This is a genomic window from Bradyrhizobium sp. I1.14.4, from assembly GCF_050435825.1.
GTDB lineage: Bacteria > Pseudomonadota > Alphaproteobacteria > Rhizobiales > Xanthobacteraceae > Bradyrhizobium.
In genome coordinates, this window is record NZ_JBNDLA010000002.1 from 319,218 (window position 1) to 333,489 (window position 14,272).

At 64.6% G+C, this 14,272-nt stretch carries 14 protein-coding genes; 13 read left to right on the forward strand and 1 reads right to left on the reverse strand.

The genetic code is table 11. The features are described from left to right. The first annotated feature begins 108 nt into the window (after positions 1-108). The 10 genes from ABIB78_RS05265 to ABIB78_RS05310 all read left to right on the forward strand — a co-directional run bounded on the left by ABIB78_RS05265 (position 109) and on the right by ABIB78_RS05310 (position 11,322). Positions 109-1,728, forward strand: a complete 1,620-nt coding sequence (locus ABIB78_RS05265; protein ID WP_429022270.1) for a peptide chain release factor 3 — start codon at positions 109-111, stop codon at positions 1,726-1,728. 203 nt (positions 1,729-1,931) lie between these two features. Next, positions 1,932-2,543, forward strand: a complete 612-nt coding sequence (locus ABIB78_RS05270) for a hypothetical protein (RefSeq protein ID WP_429022271.1) — start codon at positions 1,932-1,934, stop codon at positions 2,541-2,543. Between the two features lie 70 nt (positions 2,544-2,613). Continuing rightward, a complete protein-coding gene (locus tag ABIB78_RS05275; RefSeq protein ID WP_429022273.1) occupies positions 2,614-3,198 on the forward strand; it encodes an NnrU family protein in 585 nt (194 codons plus the stop codon). Positions 3,199-3,200: 2 nt separating this feature from the next. Continuing rightward, complete coding sequence (gene panB, locus ABIB78_RS05280) at positions 3,201-4,022, forward strand: 3-methyl-2-oxobutanoate hydroxymethyltransferase (RefSeq protein WP_429022274.1); 822 nt, start codon at positions 3,201-3,203, stop codon at positions 4,020-4,022. A 10-nt stretch (positions 4,023-4,032) separates the two neighbouring features. After that, positions 4,033-5,631, forward strand: coding sequence for a class I adenylate-forming enzyme family protein (locus tag ABIB78_RS05285; RefSeq protein ID WP_429022277.1), 1,599 nt, complete (start codon positions 4,033-4,035; stop codon positions 5,629-5,631). A 163-nt stretch (positions 5,632-5,794) separates the two neighbouring features. Beyond that, positions 5,795-7,210 carry a putative sensor domain DACNV-containing protein gene (locus ABIB78_RS05290; RefSeq protein ID WP_429022279.1) on the forward strand — a complete coding sequence of 472 codons (1,416 nt, stop codon included), beginning with the start codon at positions 5,795-5,797 and terminating at the stop codon, positions 7,208-7,210. Between the two features lie 128 nt (positions 7,211-7,338). Continuing rightward, positions 7,339-7,995: a tetratricopeptide repeat protein gene (locus tag ABIB78_RS05295; RefSeq protein ID WP_429022281.1), complete on the forward strand. Its 657-nt coding sequence runs from the start codon at positions 7,339-7,341 to the stop codon at positions 7,993-7,995. A 36-nt stretch (positions 7,996-8,031) separates the two neighbouring features. After that, positions 8,032-8,586: a hypothetical protein gene (locus tag ABIB78_RS05300; RefSeq protein WP_429022283.1), complete on the forward strand. Its 555-nt coding sequence runs from the start codon at positions 8,032-8,034 to the stop codon at positions 8,584-8,586. Between the two features lie 53 nt (positions 8,587-8,639). Continuing rightward, positions 8,640-10,022 (forward strand): ribosome biogenesis GTPase Der, encoded by a 1,383-nt coding sequence (gene der / locus ABIB78_RS05305; RefSeq protein ID WP_429022285.1) that lies wholly within the window; start codon positions 8,640-8,642, stop codon positions 10,020-10,022. 49 nt (positions 10,023-10,071) lie between these two features. Continuing rightward, positions 10,072-11,322, forward strand: coding sequence for an MFS transporter (locus tag ABIB78_RS05310; RefSeq protein WP_429022287.1), 1,251 nt, complete (start codon positions 10,072-10,074; stop codon positions 11,320-11,322). A 112-nt stretch (positions 11,323-11,434) separates the two neighbouring features. Here ABIB78_RS05310 and ABIB78_RS05315 read toward each other — a convergent pair whose 3' ends face one another. After that, on the reverse strand, positions 11,435-11,827 hold the full coding sequence (locus tag ABIB78_RS05315) for a YybH family protein (RefSeq protein WP_429022288.1): 393 nt from the start codon (positions 11,825-11,827) through the stop codon (positions 11,435-11,437). A gap of 233 nt (positions 11,828-12,060) precedes the next feature. On the opposite strand from ABIB78_RS05315, the gene ABIB78_RS05320 reads away from it, so the two are divergent. The 3 genes from ABIB78_RS05320 to ABIB78_RS05330 all read left to right on the forward strand — a co-directional run bounded on the left by ABIB78_RS05320 (position 12,061) and on the right by ABIB78_RS05330 (position 14,239). After that, positions 12,061-12,354 carry a hypothetical protein gene (locus ABIB78_RS05320; RefSeq protein ID WP_429022290.1) on the forward strand — a complete coding sequence of 98 codons (294 nt, stop codon included), beginning with the start codon at positions 12,061-12,063 and terminating at the stop codon, positions 12,352-12,354. A gap of 157 nt (positions 12,355-12,511) precedes the next feature. Next, on the forward strand, positions 12,512-13,186 hold the full coding sequence (locus ABIB78_RS05325; protein ID WP_429022292.1) for a TetR/AcrR family transcriptional regulator: 675 nt from the start codon (positions 12,512-12,514) through the stop codon (positions 13,184-13,186). Between the two features lie 390 nt (positions 13,187-13,576). Beyond that, entirely contained in the window at positions 13,577-14,239 is a 663-nt protein-coding gene (locus ABIB78_RS05330) for a DUF3313 domain-containing protein (RefSeq protein ID WP_429022294.1), read from the forward strand. Positions 14,240-14,272: the final 33 nt, after the last annotated feature.

Genomic DNA, 14,272 nt, shown 5'->3' on the forward strand with positions numbered 1-14,272 from the left:
AGGAGAAGGTCGTCCTTCCTGCACTTATATGGGGATGGTGCGGCCATTCCGCATTGCGACAAAACGCCCTTGATTGCGCCCGTTTTCCCTGCCAAACGCTGCCCCGCCATGTCCGACATCTCAGTTTCAGCCGAATCGTCGTCCCGCTCGCCGCTTTCAGAGGAAGTGGCGCGCCGGCGCACCTTTGCGATCATCTCACACCCGGACGCCGGCAAGACCACGCTGACGGAAAAGCTGCTGCTGTTCGGCGGCGCCATCAACCTCGCAGGCCAGGTCAAGGCCAAGGGCGAGCGCCGCAACACGCGTTCGGACTGGATGAAGATCGAGCGCGAGCGCGGCATCTCGGTCGTCACCTCGGTGATGACCTTCGAGTTCAACGACCTCGTGTTCAACCTGCTGGACACGCCGGGCCATGAGGACTTTTCGGAAGATACCTACCGCACGCTGACCGCGGTCGACTCTGCGGTGATGGTGATCGACGCCGCCAAGGGCATCGAGGCGCGCACCCGAAAGCTGTTCGAGGTATGCCGCCTGCGCGACATTCCGATCATCACCTTCATCAACAAGATGGACCGCGAGAGCCGCGACACGTTTGAGCTGCTCGACGAGATCGAGAAGACGCTGGCGCTCGACACCACGCCGATGACCTGGCCGGTCGGCCGCGGCCGCGACTTCCTCGGCACCTATGACGTCGTCAATGGCGGCGTGCGGCTGCTCGAGGGCGGCGGCGCCAAGACCGGCGCCACCGAGCAGATCGACATCGCCGATCTCGGCAAGCGCAACCCCAATCTCGACGTCGGCGAGGTTAGGGACGAGCTCGCGCTGGCATCGGAGGCCTGCAAGCCGTTCGAGCTCGCGGCGTTCCGCGAGGGCCATCTGACGCCGGTCTATTTCGGCAGCGCGCTGCGCAATTTCGGTGTCGGTGACTTGCTGGAGGGCCTCGGCAAATTTGCACCGGCGCCGCGTGCGCAGGATTCGGATCTGCGCAAGGTCGAGGCGGCAGAGCCGCGCATGAGCGCGTTCGTGTTCAAGATCCAGGCCAACATGGATCCGAACCACCGCGACCGCATCGCGTTCGCGCGGCTGTGCTCGGGCAAGCTCAGCCGCGGCATGAAGGCCAAGCTGGTACGCACCGGCAAGAACATGAGCCTGTCGAGCCCGCAATTCTTCTTCGCCCAGGATCGTTCCGTGGCGGACGAGGCGTTCGCCGGCGACGTCGTCGGCATCCCCAACCACGGCACGTTGCGGATCGGCGATACCCTGACCGAGGGCGAGGATCTGACGTTCGTCGGCGTGCCGAGCTTCGCGCCGGAAATCGTCCGCCGTGTTCGCCTGACGGATGCGATGAAGGCGAAGAAGCTGAAGGAAGCCCTGCAGCAGATGTCGGAGGAGGGCGTCGTTCAGGTGTTTCGCCCGCGCGATGGCGCGCCGGCGCTGGTCGGCGTGGTCGGCCCGCTGCAGCTCGACGTGCTGAAGGCGCGGTTGGATGCGGAATATTCGCTGCCGGTCGAGTTCGAGATCAGCGAATTCTCGCTGGCGCGCTGGATCTCGTCCGACGACCGCAAGAAGCTGGACGCCTTCGTCGCCGCCAACAATTCCGGCATTGCCGACGACGTCGACGGCGACCCCGTATTCATGGCCAAGAACGAGTTCTATCTCGGCTACACCCGCGAACGGGCCGAGGGCATCACCTTCTCCAACGTCAAGGACGTGAAGAAAAAGGCGTAGTGCCGCATGCTCACTGTCGTCCCCCGCGAAGGCGGCGGACCCAGTACGCCGCGGCTTCTCCGTGACCCACAATCGCCTATGGAAGATCGCCCGGTCAAGCCGGGCGGGGTGTCGCGAAAAGCGCGAGGACGTGAACTGGCCCCGCTTGATGCGGTCCGGCCGCGGTACCATTTTCCCCGGAGACGCACTCTGGATCCGCCTGCATGCTCCGACGCGTTGCCATTTGCCTCGCTTTTGCCGTGCTGGCCGTTGCCTTCGCGGGCACGGCTGGCGCGCGGCAGCGGCACCAGACAAACCCGGTGCCGTTCGCGCACACACCCTGCAGCGTGCTCGACAACGGGCCTTGCATCCCATCCTATTGCAGCGTGCTCAACCATGGGCCCTGCCTTCCCGAAATTGATTATCCGTATGGCGAAAATCTCCAGCTCACGATCCTGACCGTGCCGCCGCAGGATCAGGCCGGGAAGTACCGCAAGCCGGATCATGATCTCGATACCATCGGCGATCTCTTTGCCGCGCTGCGGGCCTGCTGGGCGCCCCCACCGCCGGACGATGCGCGCGAGGGCATGCAGATGTCGGTGCGCTTCAGTTTCAAGCGGTCGGGCGAAATGATCGGCACGCCGCGCCTGACGTTCGCGACGTCCGGCGTCCCGGCGGACACCCGCACGACCTACCTCAATGCGATCAACGCCTCGCTGGGCGCCTGCCTGCCGCTGAAATTCACCGGTGGGCTCGGCGGCGCGCTGGCCGGCCGCCCGATCATGATCCGCTATGTCGACAATCGCGAGCTGGCCAAATCGGCCGAAAAGCCGTGAAGCTGACGCATTGCCTACCGCCCGGCGAAGGTGATACGCGAAGACATTAATCAATCAGGGGAGGAACATCGTGGGACTGCTCGTCATGATCCTGGGTCTCGTGCTGTTCCTCGGCATCCATGTGCTGACCAGCCTGCGCGACCTGCGCGCCGGCATCGTGAATGCGATCGGCGAGGGGACCTACAAGATCGGCTACTCGCTGGTGTCGTTCGCCGGGCTCGCGCTGATCATCTGGGGCTTCGGCCACTACCGCGCGACCGGATGGATCGACGTCTGGACGCCGCCGACCGCGCTCAAGCACATCGCGGTGGCGCTGATGCTGCCCGCCGTAATCCTCGTCGTCGCCTCCTATGTCCGCGGCCGCATCTACACCACGCTGAAGCACCCGATGCTGGCGGGCGTCAAGCTGTGGGCGTTCGCGCATCTGCTCGCCAATGGCGACCTCGGCTCGATCATCCTGTTCGGCTCGTTTCTCGCCTGGGCGGTCTATGACCGCATCTCGCTGAAGCGCCGCACGGATGCCGGCGCGCCGCCGATCCCGGTGGGCGGCCCGACCAACGACCTGATCGCGATTGCGGTCGGTGTCATCGCATATCTGGCGCTGGCGTTTGCGTTCCACCCGGTCGTGATCGGCGTGCCTGTCATGGGAGCCTGACAATGTCTGTTCAATCCGCCATCAAGCGCAAGACCGCGCCCGATCTCCGCGCCCGCAAGAACGGCGAGCCGATCGTGATGCTGACATCGTACCACGCGCATACCGCGGCGCTGGTCGACCGCCACTGCGACGCCATCCTGGTCGGCGATTCCCTCGGCAATGTCATGCACGGCTTCGAGACCACGGTGCCGGTGACCCTCGACATGATGATCCTGCAGGGCCGCGCCGTGATGCGCGGCTCGCAAGCTGCGCTCGTCGTGGTCGACATGCCGTTCGGGTCCTATGAAGGCTCGAAGGAGCAGGCGTTCCAATCCGCGGTGCGGATCATGAAGGAAACGCTGTGCGGCGCGGTCAAGCTCGAGGGCGGGGCGCGGATGGCGGAGACGGTGGCATTCCTGTCGGAGCGCGGTATTCCCGTCATGGGCCATATCGGCCTGACGCCGCAGTCGATCAACACGCTCGGCTCGTTCCGCGCGCAGGGCCGCGAGGAGGAGAACTGGGCACCGATCGAGAACGACGCTCACGCAATCGCGGAGGCCGGCGCCTTCTCGATCGTGGTCGAGGCGGTCGCCGAGCCCCTGGCGCGCAAGATCACGCAATCGATCGCAGTTCCCACCATCGGCATCGGCGCGAGTGCTGCCTGCGACGGTCAGGTGCTGGTGCTCGAGGACATGCTCGGCCTGTCGCCGCGCGCGCCGAAATTCGTGCGCCGCTACGGCAATCTCGGCCCCGCGATCGAGGAAGCGATTGCGGGCTATGCGCGCGATGTGAAGAGCCGCGCCTTCCCGGGGCCGGAGCACGTCTACGGCATGAAGAAGAGCTGACGGAGCGCGCATGGACTGGTCGCAACACGCACTTCCGCCGATGCGGCTTGAGCCGCGCTTCGGCGACCGCGTCGTGCCGGCATTCGCGGAGCGGCCAGCCAGCCTGTGGGCGATGGTCGCCGAGGCCGCCGCGCAGAACGGCGACGGCGAGGCGCTGGTTTGCGGCGAGACGCGTCTGAGCTGGCGCGAGGTCGCCGAGCAGTCGGCCAAGGTCGCGGCGGGCTTCGCAAAGCTTGGCCTCGCGTCCGGCGACCGCGTCGCGATGCTGCTCGGCAACCGCATTGAGTTCGTGCTGGCGATGTTCGCCGCCGCCCATGCCGGGCTGGTGACGGTGCTGCTCTCGACGCGCCAGCAGAAGCCCGAGATCGCCTATGTGCTGAACGATTGCGGCGCGAAGGTTCTGGTCCATGAGGCCACGCTTGCCGGCCGCATCCCTGATGCTGCCGATATTCCCGGCCTGACGCATCGCATCCCGGTCAGCGACGACAGCGCGTCGCAATTCGCTCGCCTGCGCGACAATGCTCCGGCGCGGGCGCCGGCGGAGGTGAAGGAAGAGGACACCGCGATGATCCTCTACACGTCAGGCACCACGGGGCGGCCGAAAGGCGCGATGCTCGCCCATTGCAACATCATCCATTCCTCTGACGTGTTCGTGTCCTGCCTGAAGCTGACCAAGGCCGATCGCTCGATCGCCGCGGTGCCGCTCGCCCATGTCACCGGCGCGGTCGCCAACATCACCACCATGGTTCGCTGCGCCGGCGCGCTGATCATCATGCCGGAGTTCAAGGCGTCGGAGTATCTGAGGGTCGCCGCGCGCGAGCGCGTCAGCTACACCGTCATGGTGCCGGCGATGTACAATCTCTGCCTGATGCAGCCCGATTTCGACAGCTACGATCTGTCGAGCTGGCGGGTCGGCGGCTTCGGCGGCGCGCCGATGCCGGTCGCGACCATCGAAAGACTCGACGCCAAGATTCCCGGGCTGAAGCTCGCCAATTGCTACGGCGCGACCGAGACCACGTCGCCCTCGACCTTGATGCCGGGTGAACTGACCGCCGCGCATATCGACAGCGTCGGCCTGCCGTGTCCCGGCGCCGAGATCATCGTGATGGGCGCCGACGGCCGCGAGGTGCCGCGCGGCGAGGTCGGCGAGCTCTGGATCCGCAGCGCCTCCGTCATCAAGGGCTACTGGAACAATCCGAACGCGACCGCGGAGAGCTTCACCGCCGGGTTCTGGCATTCCGGCGATCTCGGCTCGATCGATCCGGAGAATTTCGTCCGCGTGTTCGATCGCCAGAAGGACATGATCAACCGTGGCGGCCTCAAGATCTATTCCGCGGAGGTCGAGTCAGTCCTGGCCGGCCATCCGGCCGTGGTCGAGAGCGCGATCATCGCCAAGCCGTGCCCGGTGCTCGGCGAGCGCGTGCACGCCGTGATCGTGACCCGCACCGACGTCAATGCGGAGAGCCTGCGCGCCTGGTGCGCCGAGCGTCTGTCGGACTACAAGGTGCCGGAGACGATGGCGCTGACCGCGGAGCCATTGCCGCGCAACGCCAACGGCAAGGTGATCAAGCGCCAGCTGCGGGAGGTGTTGGCAACAGGTGACGGCTAGATTTTCTAGACAAGCTCCATTCCACTTCGTCGTTGCCTTTGCGGGAATCTGTAACTAGCGGTCCTGCGGCAGACTATCTACGCAACCAAAGGGAAATGTTTCAGTTCTGTGCTACTATAGTTTGAGTCGCGTTATTTCGCAGGTGTAACATTGCGGGCGAAGCATGCCAGATTTGGTCGATCAGTTAGCACATCAAGTCACATCCAAAATTCGCAAACTTGGGTTCGATGAACCAAACCATCAGGTGGTTTTCGCTCTCCTTGAAATGGCCTACCTCGGCACTATGCGCAGCGAAGAAGGCCGGTTTGTCAAAGGAAGCCTGACGTTTGCAAACCCTAAGCAGCCAGACGTCCATCCTCCGTTTCTCCGAAGAGCAGACTACCCGGCATTCACAAAATTTGGGTCGTCTGAGATTTTGACCGTTCGGGAACTCGCGAAGCTCGCATGCGCGATTGACCGGTGGTCGGGGTCCATAGCGGTTTATACAACACGCCGGAGCGAAATTGTCGCGTGGGGCGTGGTCGATCAGTTGGTCCCACAAAGCGTGCATTTGCATCGAGAACGGACTGAAGGCTTTTTCGCAAATCCGGGTCTGCTCACGGTCACGATGGACGGTATTGGCGATATCTCTGCCTACCACGGTAACTTGTTCTTGGGTGGCATAAAGTCCCAAACCGTCATAACACGTGAAAACGACGCACTCGGATCGGCGATCGTCTCCGAGTACGCTTTCGACGCGCTGGCGATGTTCGCAAATGCTATAGCGCGAGTTCTTGACACTGATGACGGTGCGGCCGAAATCCAGGCGCGCCTCGCCGATATGTGGGTAACCTCCATCGCTAGGCTCTGCATCGGGCTGCGGCTGCGTGGCACAGGAGGAGCGTTTCTTCTGACCCCGAAGCCAATCAAACGCTTGCTGGAAATCAAACATTCGTTCGCGTACCCGCTGGGGGACGCCTCGATCCTTAGAGTGATGGATGAACGATATTTAGCGGATATTGAGAACGCGCAGGATGCGTTAGTCGACGAAGGAGATTCAGTCCCCGCAGATTTGGCAATAGAGGCGTCGTTGGCTGATGCGGATGCGAAAGATCGAGAAGAGGAAATGACCGGCGCGGTCAAGCTAGTCACTTCTTTGGCTGCCGTCGACGGGTTGGTTCTAATGACCCCAACGCTTTCTGTGGTGGGCTTTGGTGTGAAGATCGGCTCAGCGCCGAATGTTACGACAGTGTATGACGGTGCCGGATTTGCTCGTCGAGGAACTCGCGCGAGGAAGATTGATCCTACGCAGTTCGGAACGCGACATGGGTCCATGCTCCGTTACTGCGCACAAGATCGCAAAGCTCTTGGTATCGTTGTGTCGCAAGATGGGTACGTTCGCTTGATCATAAGTGTCCGAAAAAGCTTATTGTTCTGGGACAATCTCAAGTTGCTAAACTACCACGATTTCTCATCTCGAGTCGTGTCACCCTATAAAACCAAGCGCAAACCTGGCAGTCAGCAATCGTTACAACTTGGGTATACCGACGTTCCAAAAACTATTGGTCGCTTGATGAAAGCCGCGTCGCTGCGCCGTTAACGCTTTGATCCGCCTCGCTTTGCCTTGCCTCCGCCACACCGTTAGGGTAACGCCGCCGCGATGTGGGGATCGGGTAGGGGCTGGGCCTCACCGATATCAGCGGTCCCGAGGGGATGGGATAGCCTTAAGTGTCTGAATTATTTAACGAAGTCGACGAGGAAGTCCGTCGCGATCAGCTCAAGAAGCTGTGGGACAAGTACTCGCTCTTTATCATCGCTCTGGCGATCCTCGTGGTCGCCGGCGTCGGTGGCTGGCGCGGCTACCAATATCTCGAGGCCAAGAAGGCTGCCGTGGCCGGTGCGGCGTTCGACCGCGCCGTTGAGTTGTCGGACCAGAACAAGCATGCCGAGGCCGAGGCTGCCTTCGCCGACCTTTCCGCCAAGGCGCCGTCCGGTTACCGCACTCTGGCGCGGCTGCGTATGGCCGCCGAGGTCGCGACCCGCGACCAGCCGGCCGCCGCGAAATTCTATGACGAGATCGCAGCCGACCGCAGCGTCGGCGGCCCCGAGCAGGACCTGGCGCGGATCCGCGCCGCGCAGATCCTGATGGAAACCACGACCTATCCGAACATGCTGCAACGGCTCGAGGCGACGGCGACGTCGAAGGACTCGACATTCCGCCACTCCGCGCGCGAGCTGCTGGCGCTGTCGGCCTGGCGCGCCAATGATGCCACCGCCGCGCGGCAGTGGCTCGACCAGATTGCCAATGACGGCGAGACGCCGCCGAGCATGCGCTCGCGCGCCGAGGCGCTGCAGGCCTTGTTGCCGCCGGTCGCGAAAAGCTGATCTGGCGCGAAACCCGAGTTGAGTGAGAGATCGAACATGCGCCGCTCGCAACGCCTGATCGCAGCCGCAGTCCTCGTCGCGCTTTGCAGCGTGCTGGCGGGTTGCGGCGGAGGCGGCATGGCCAATTTCGATCCGAGCGACCTGCTCGACTTCCTCGACACCAAGAAGAAGCTGCAGGGCGACCGCAAGCCGGTGTTCCCCGAAGGCGTGCCCGGCCTCGAGCAGGGTGTGCCGAAGGAATTGTACAAGGGCTCGCAGCAGGAACAGCTGGACCAGCAGAACGCCGCGGCGGCGGCCGCCGCCCAGCCGGCTCCGCCAGCGGAGCCGCCGAAGGGCGCCAAGAAGCACACCAAGAGGGCCGCGCCGGCCGCGGATCAGGCGGCGGCGCCCGACGCCGCAGCCGAGGAGGGCGCGCCCGCGGCGGTGCCGCCGGATCCGAAGCCGAAGAAGATGGTCCGCCGCCGCACCACCGCGCCGGCCGGCGACGACCAGCAGGCGCAGCCCGCGGCGCCGGCCCAGCAGACCCAGACCACGCAACAATCCGGCAGCGGGTTCCCGGCGCCGCTACCGAGCGGCGGGTTTAGCCGCTAGACTCCTGCTTCAATTCATTAGACGCGCGCCGCGCCGCGGTGCCGGGATGATCCATGTCTTTTACCATCGCCATTATCGGCCGGCCCAATGTCGGAAAATCGACGCTGTTCAACCGGCTGGTCGGCCAGAAGCTCGCGCTGGTCGACGACGAGCCCGGCGTGACCCGTGACCGTCGCGAGGGCCAGGCCCGGCTCTACGATCTCGACTTCATCATCATCGACACCGCGGGGCTCGACGAGGGGGCCAGGGGCTCGCTGACGGCGCGGATGCAGGAGCAGACCGAAACCGCGATCGAGCTTGCCGACGCGCTGATGTTCGTGATCGACGCCCGCGTCGGCCTCACGCCGACCGACCGCGCCTTCGCCGACTTCGCCCGAAAGGCCAACAAGCCGGTGGTGCTGGTCGCCAACAAGGCCGAGGGCAAGCATGGCGAGATCGGTGCGATGGAGTCCTATGCGCTCGGGCTTGGCGATCCCGTCCAGATCTCGGCCGAGCACGGCGAGGGCATGGGCGACCTCCACGAGGCGTTGAGCACGCTGGTGCCCGCGACATCAGAGGAAGACGAAGGGGCCGAGGACGACGAGGACATCTCGGAGGAGGAGGCCGCGCAGCGCCCGATCCGCGTTGCCATCGTCGGCCGGCCCAATGCCGGCAAGTCGACGCTGATCAACCATCTGCTCGGTGAGGAGCGGCTGCTGACCAGCCCCGAGGCCGGCACCACGCGCGATTCCATCGCGGTCGAGATCACCTGGCAGGGCCGCCAGTTCCGTGTGTTCGATACCGCCGGCCTGCGCCGCCGCTCGCGGATCGAGGAGAAGCTGGAAAAGCTCTCGGTCGCCGACGCGTTGCGCGCGGTGCGCTTCGCCGAGGTCGTCGTGATGATGATGGACGCGCAGAACAGGTTCGAGGAGCAGGATCTGCGCATCGCCGACCTGGTCGAGCGCGAGGGCCGTGCCATCGTGCTCGCGGTCAACAAATGGGATCTGGTCGAGCGCAAGCCCAACCAGATCTCGCAATTGCGCACCGATGCCGATCACTGGCTGCCGCAGGTCAAGGGCGCGCCGATCGTCGCCGTCTCCGGCCTGATGGGCGAGGGCATCGACCGCCTGATGACGGCGATCCAGGAGGCCTACGCGGTCTGGAACCGGCGCTTGCCGACGGCGGCGCTCAATCGCTGGTTCGAGCAAGCGGTCCAGGCCAGCCCGCCGCCCGCGGTCTCGGGCCGCAGGCTCAAGCTGAACTACATCACGCAGGTGAAGGCGCGACCGCCGAGCTTCGTGCTGTTCTGCTCGCGCGCCGACGCCATCCCGAGATCCTACCTGCGCTATCTCACCAACTCGCTGCGCGAGACCTTCGACCTGCCGGGCACGCCGATCAGGATCACGCTGCGCGAGAAGGCCAATCCGTTCGCCCACAAGCGCAAACGCCCGTCATGAGCCGAGAGGCCGCGCATAGTGTTTTCGAGCGAAGCGGGTGCCGGTTCGCGTGAAGGAAACGCGTCAAAACGAGAATGACGCTGCGGCCGTACCGCAGGCGCGCAGCGGCGCGGTGGTCTTCATCTTCATCACTTTGCTGCTCGACATGCTCGCGCTCGGGATCATCATCCCGATCCTGCCCAAGCTGATCGAAGGCTTCGTCAACAACGACACCGCAAACGCTGCGCGCATCTTCGGCGTGTTCGGCTCGATCTGGGCGCTGATGCAGTTCGTCTGTTCGCCGATCCTCGGCGCGCTGTCCGATCGCTTCGGCCGCCGGCCGGTGGTGCTGGTGTCGAATTTCGGGCTTGCGGCGGACTACGTGCTGATGGCGCTGGCGCCGAACCTGACCTGGCTGTTCGTCGGGCGGGCGATCTCGGGCATCACGTCGTCGAGCATCTCGACCGTGTTCGCCTATATCGCCGACGTCACCGTGCCGGAGCAGCGCGCCGCGATGTTCGGCAAGATCGGCGTTGCCTTCGGGGCGGGCTTCATCCTCGGACCGGCGCTGGGCGGCCTGCTCGGCGAGATCGATCCGCGGCTGCCGTTCTGGGCGGCGGCGGGCCTGAGCTTTGCCAACGGACTCTATGGATTGTTCATCCTGCCGGAGTCGCTGCCGCCGGAGCGGCGTGCGCCGTTCAAATGGAAGACCGCCAATCCGATCGGCGCGCTGCATTTCCTGCGCTCGAACCGGACGCTGGCCGGTCTGTCGCTGGCGACTTTCTTCGGCCAGCTCGCGCATGTCGTGCTGCCCTCGGTGTTCGTGCTCTACGCTACCTATCGCTATGGCTGGGACACCGGCACGGTCGGCGCGACGCTCGCGCTGGTCGGTCTTTGCGGCATGATCGTGCAGGGCGCGGCGATCGGTCCGATCGTGCAGCGGCTGGGCGAGCGCAAGGCGTTGTTCCTCGGCCTCGTCTGCGGCGCCGCCGGCTTCGTGATCTTCGGCGCGGCGCCGACCGGCCAGCTGTTCTGGATCGGCATTCCGGTGATGGCGCTGTGGGGCATCTCGGGCGCCGCGACGCAGGCCCTGACGACGCAACTCGTCGCCGCCGACCAGCAGGGCCAGTTGCAGGGCGCGACATCAAGCGTGCAGAGCATGTCGGAATTGATCGGCCCGTTCCTGTTCACGCTGACCTTCGCCTATTTCATCGGCGACAACATGCCGCTCAAGATGCCCGGCGCGCCGTTCTATCTGGCGGGCGCGCTGCTGCTGCTCGCACTTGCGATCGCCTGGCGCGCAACGGCGAAGAGCGCGTAGGGCGGGTCAACGAAGCGTAACCCGCCGTCTTCGTGCGGCAAAGAAATTTGGCGGGTTACGCCGGAGCCTGCCGCGCTTCGCGCGGACCCGTTGGCCTAACCCAACCTGCACTCTAATCAGTCGCCGGCACGGAATGGTGCTCGTGCGTGATCCGCCAACTGCCGTCAATCTTGCGCAGCCCGATCGTCAGGCGGAACTGGAACGTGGCGTCGGGCGCGCCGCACCGCATCACTGCGACGGCGAAGGCCACGTCGTCGCCGGCCGTGATCGCGATGTCCTCGATATCGAAGGCGTAGGACGGGCGTTGACAGCCGAAGAACAGATCCCAGGTCTTCCTGTACTCATCAAGTCCGCGTGACTGGAACGGCGGTGGAACGTCGAACATCACGATGCCCTGATCGTGATGGGCGAGAACGCCCGCATAGTCGTGTCTGCGGACGGCGTCCGCCCAGGCTTCAATGAGTGTTCTGACTTCAGTTTGTGCCGTGTGGTTCTGCTGTGTCATCGCTTGCGTGCTCCGAGTGCCGGCTGATCGATGCTTCGAGGACGAATGCGACGACGCCTATCCGACACGCCAGGTAGATTTTCGTCCGGGTCAGGTCGGCGCGCGATGCGGCCGAAACGGCCTGATCCGCATTTCTTCCCTATTTACAAACCATCCGGTTGGTTTGTATAAGGAATGATACCGGATGAAGACGCGCGCCTCGTTCCCGGAGGCCGCCTGGCAGGAGGAGCATGGTGAGCGACCAGGCCGTGGATATCTGCGATGAACTGACCCGATTCAGCGACGCGCAGGCGGCGCTGCTGACGTCGCGCGACCTGGTTTATCTCACCGACCTGAAGCTCGATGGCAACAGGCACGGCACGATCGTTGCCGCCAGTTATGCCGATGCTGTGTCTGTCGCCCGCGCGCGCGGTCGCGGGGAACGGGTCATCGGCCGAATGGCTCACGGCTTCCTTCACAGCCTGCGTCGCCGCTTGCTGCGGAACGTTCACGGCACCGAGAGCTGGCGCGCGCGAGCAACCGGATAGCGCGATGATCGATTCCTGAAGTTGATGCGTCTCCCGAGGCCGATACCGGCATTTCGGGGCGTCGTTGGCGCTGCCTGGCAGATTTCCATGCAGCGCTTGAGATTGACTGATGCCGCTGAGATACTGTGCTCTCACGCGACTCCTTCCTGAGTAACCCATGGACAATCCTTCCCGCTCGGAACGCTCCCGCAACGCCGCACTCGACGCCGCGATCACCATCGTGACGCGCGATGGTCCGGGACGCCTGACGCTGGACGCGATTGCGCGCGAGAGCGGTCTCAGCAAGGGCGGCGTGATGCATCAGTTCCGCACCAAGGAAGCGGTGCTGCGTGCCTTGCTCGAGCAGCAGATGGCGTATTTCGAGGAATTCTCGAACCGCTACATCGAAAAGGCGCGCGCGACCACGGACCAGCCCGAACTGGCGGCGCAGATCGCAACGCTGCGGGAGGCCATCAGCACGCCGCGGGCAGGCGCGTTCGCACTGCTGGCGGCGATGAACGAGAATCCCGAATTGATGGCGATGCCGCGCGACGTCGACATCGAGAAGGTCGCACGCATGAAGGCCGAGGCGCGCGATCCCGATCTCGCGCTGCTGCGCTGGGCGGCGGCGAGGGGGCTGCTGTTGAGTTCGCTGTTCGGCATGTTGTCGCTGACCGATGCCGAGCGCGATCGCCTGTTCGAACGATTGCTCGACGACAGCAAGTGGACTGCGATCGAGCAGGGGGCGACGGCGGCTGGCAAGCCATCCAGGACGGCGGCGGCGCGAGCGGCATCGTCGCAGCCTGCCGGCGCACGGGCCGCAGGGCCGGTCCCGGCGCGCAAGCGCAGCTGAATTTCCGGCGCTGCTCGAAAGCACAACGCCGCCCAAGCGGAATATGGATCGCTTGGCGGCGTTGGATCGGCACCGGGCCCCTGAAATCCCCCGGCAATTGATGCGTTAGCACGAGAGATATCGCGGGTTTGTGACAAGGCGAGACCGCCATTCGCAAAGTGAGCTCACCAGCTTCCCCAGCGTCAGGATCACCGCATTTTTCTAACGCGTTTCCTGCGATTGCAACTTTACAAACCAACTGGTCGGTTTTATAGTTCGTCGCACTGAGGCTAGATCTGGCGGCGCCGGGACGGCGAGCCGGATCGGCAGTGACGGCCGCAGCCGCACTTCAGCCCCGGACGTGGCTGCGGCCGTGCTGCTTTTCCGCCCAGGTCGGATGAGGAGATTGGAATGAAGAGCTCGATCGCCGCGCGCGGTCTGGGAGCGATGGCGCTTTGCGTCCTCGCCGGAGGATGTGCCGCCGTCACGCCGGTGGCTTACTCGGAGGTGGCCTCGTCGGCTTACATGACGGCGGACACGTCGGATTCCTCGGGGCGTGTGCCGTATCGCTATGCGCCGCCGGTCGACTGGCGGAGCTACAACAAGGTGATGCTCGATCCGGTCGTGATCTATCGCGGCGCGGATCATCAGTTCGGCGACATGTCCGAGAAGGACAGGGAGACGCTCGCCGCCCACATGCAAACCCGCTTCGCCGACAAGCTCCGCAGCCGCTTCACGCTGGTGAACACGCGCGGACCGAACACGTTTCGCGTGCGGCTGACGTTGACCGGCGCGGTCGCCAACACACCGGTGCTCGGCACGCTGTCGCGCTTCGATATCGCGGGCGCGGTCTATAACGGCGTGCAGGCCGCGCGCGACGGTGAGGGCACGATGACGGGCTCCGTGATCTATGCCGTCGAGATGTTCGACAGCTCGACCGCGCGCCTGCTCGGCGCCTATGTCAGCAAGCAATATCCCAACGCCTACGACATCAAGGCCAGTGTCGGCGATCTCGCCGCCGCGACCGCCGGCATCGACAAGGGTGCCGATGCCTTCATGACGCAACTGAAGTGAGGCGCGTCGCGCGTCCCCGAATCATCCCGACAA

What these genes read in the sequence shown, in the direction of transcription:
- ABIB78_RS05270 (WP_429022271.1), top strand. Translation starts at nt 1,932, where the DNA reads ATGCTCCGACGCGTTGCCATTTGCCTCGCTTTTGCCGTGCTGGCCGTT.
- ABIB78_RS05285 (WP_429022277.1), top strand. Translation starts at nt 4,033, where the DNA reads ATGGACTGGTCGCAACACGCACTTCCGCCGATGCGGCTTGAGCCGCGC.
- ABIB78_RS05265 (WP_429022270.1), top strand. Translation starts at nt 109, where the DNA reads ATGTCCGACATCTCAGTTTCAGCCGAATCGTCGTCCCGCTCGCCGCTT.
- panB (WP_429022274.1), top strand. Translation starts at nt 3,201, where the DNA reads ATGTCTGTTCAATCCGCCATCAAGCGCAAGACCGCGCCCGATCTCCGC.
- ABIB78_RS05300 (WP_429022283.1), top strand. Translation starts at nt 8,032, where the DNA reads ATGCGCCGCTCGCAACGCCTGATCGCAGCCGCAGTCCTCGTCGCGCTT.
- ABIB78_RS05290 (WP_429022279.1), top strand. Translation starts at nt 5,795, where the DNA reads ATGCCAGATTTGGTCGATCAGTTAGCACATCAAGTCACATCCAAAATT.
- ABIB78_RS05330 (WP_429022294.1), top strand. Translation starts at nt 13,577, where the DNA reads ATGAAGAGCTCGATCGCCGCGCGCGGTCTGGGAGCGATGGCGCTTTGC.
- ABIB78_RS05325 (WP_429022292.1), top strand. Translation starts at nt 12,512, where the DNA reads ATGGACAATCCTTCCCGCTCGGAACGCTCCCGCAACGCCGCACTCGAC.
- ABIB78_RS05315 (WP_429022288.1), bottom strand. Translation starts at nt 11,827, where the DNA reads ATGACACAGCAGAACCACACGGCACAAACTGAAGTCAGAACACTCATT.
- der (WP_429022285.1), top strand. Translation starts at nt 8,640, where the DNA reads ATGTCTTTTACCATCGCCATTATCGGCCGGCCCAATGTCGGAAAATCG.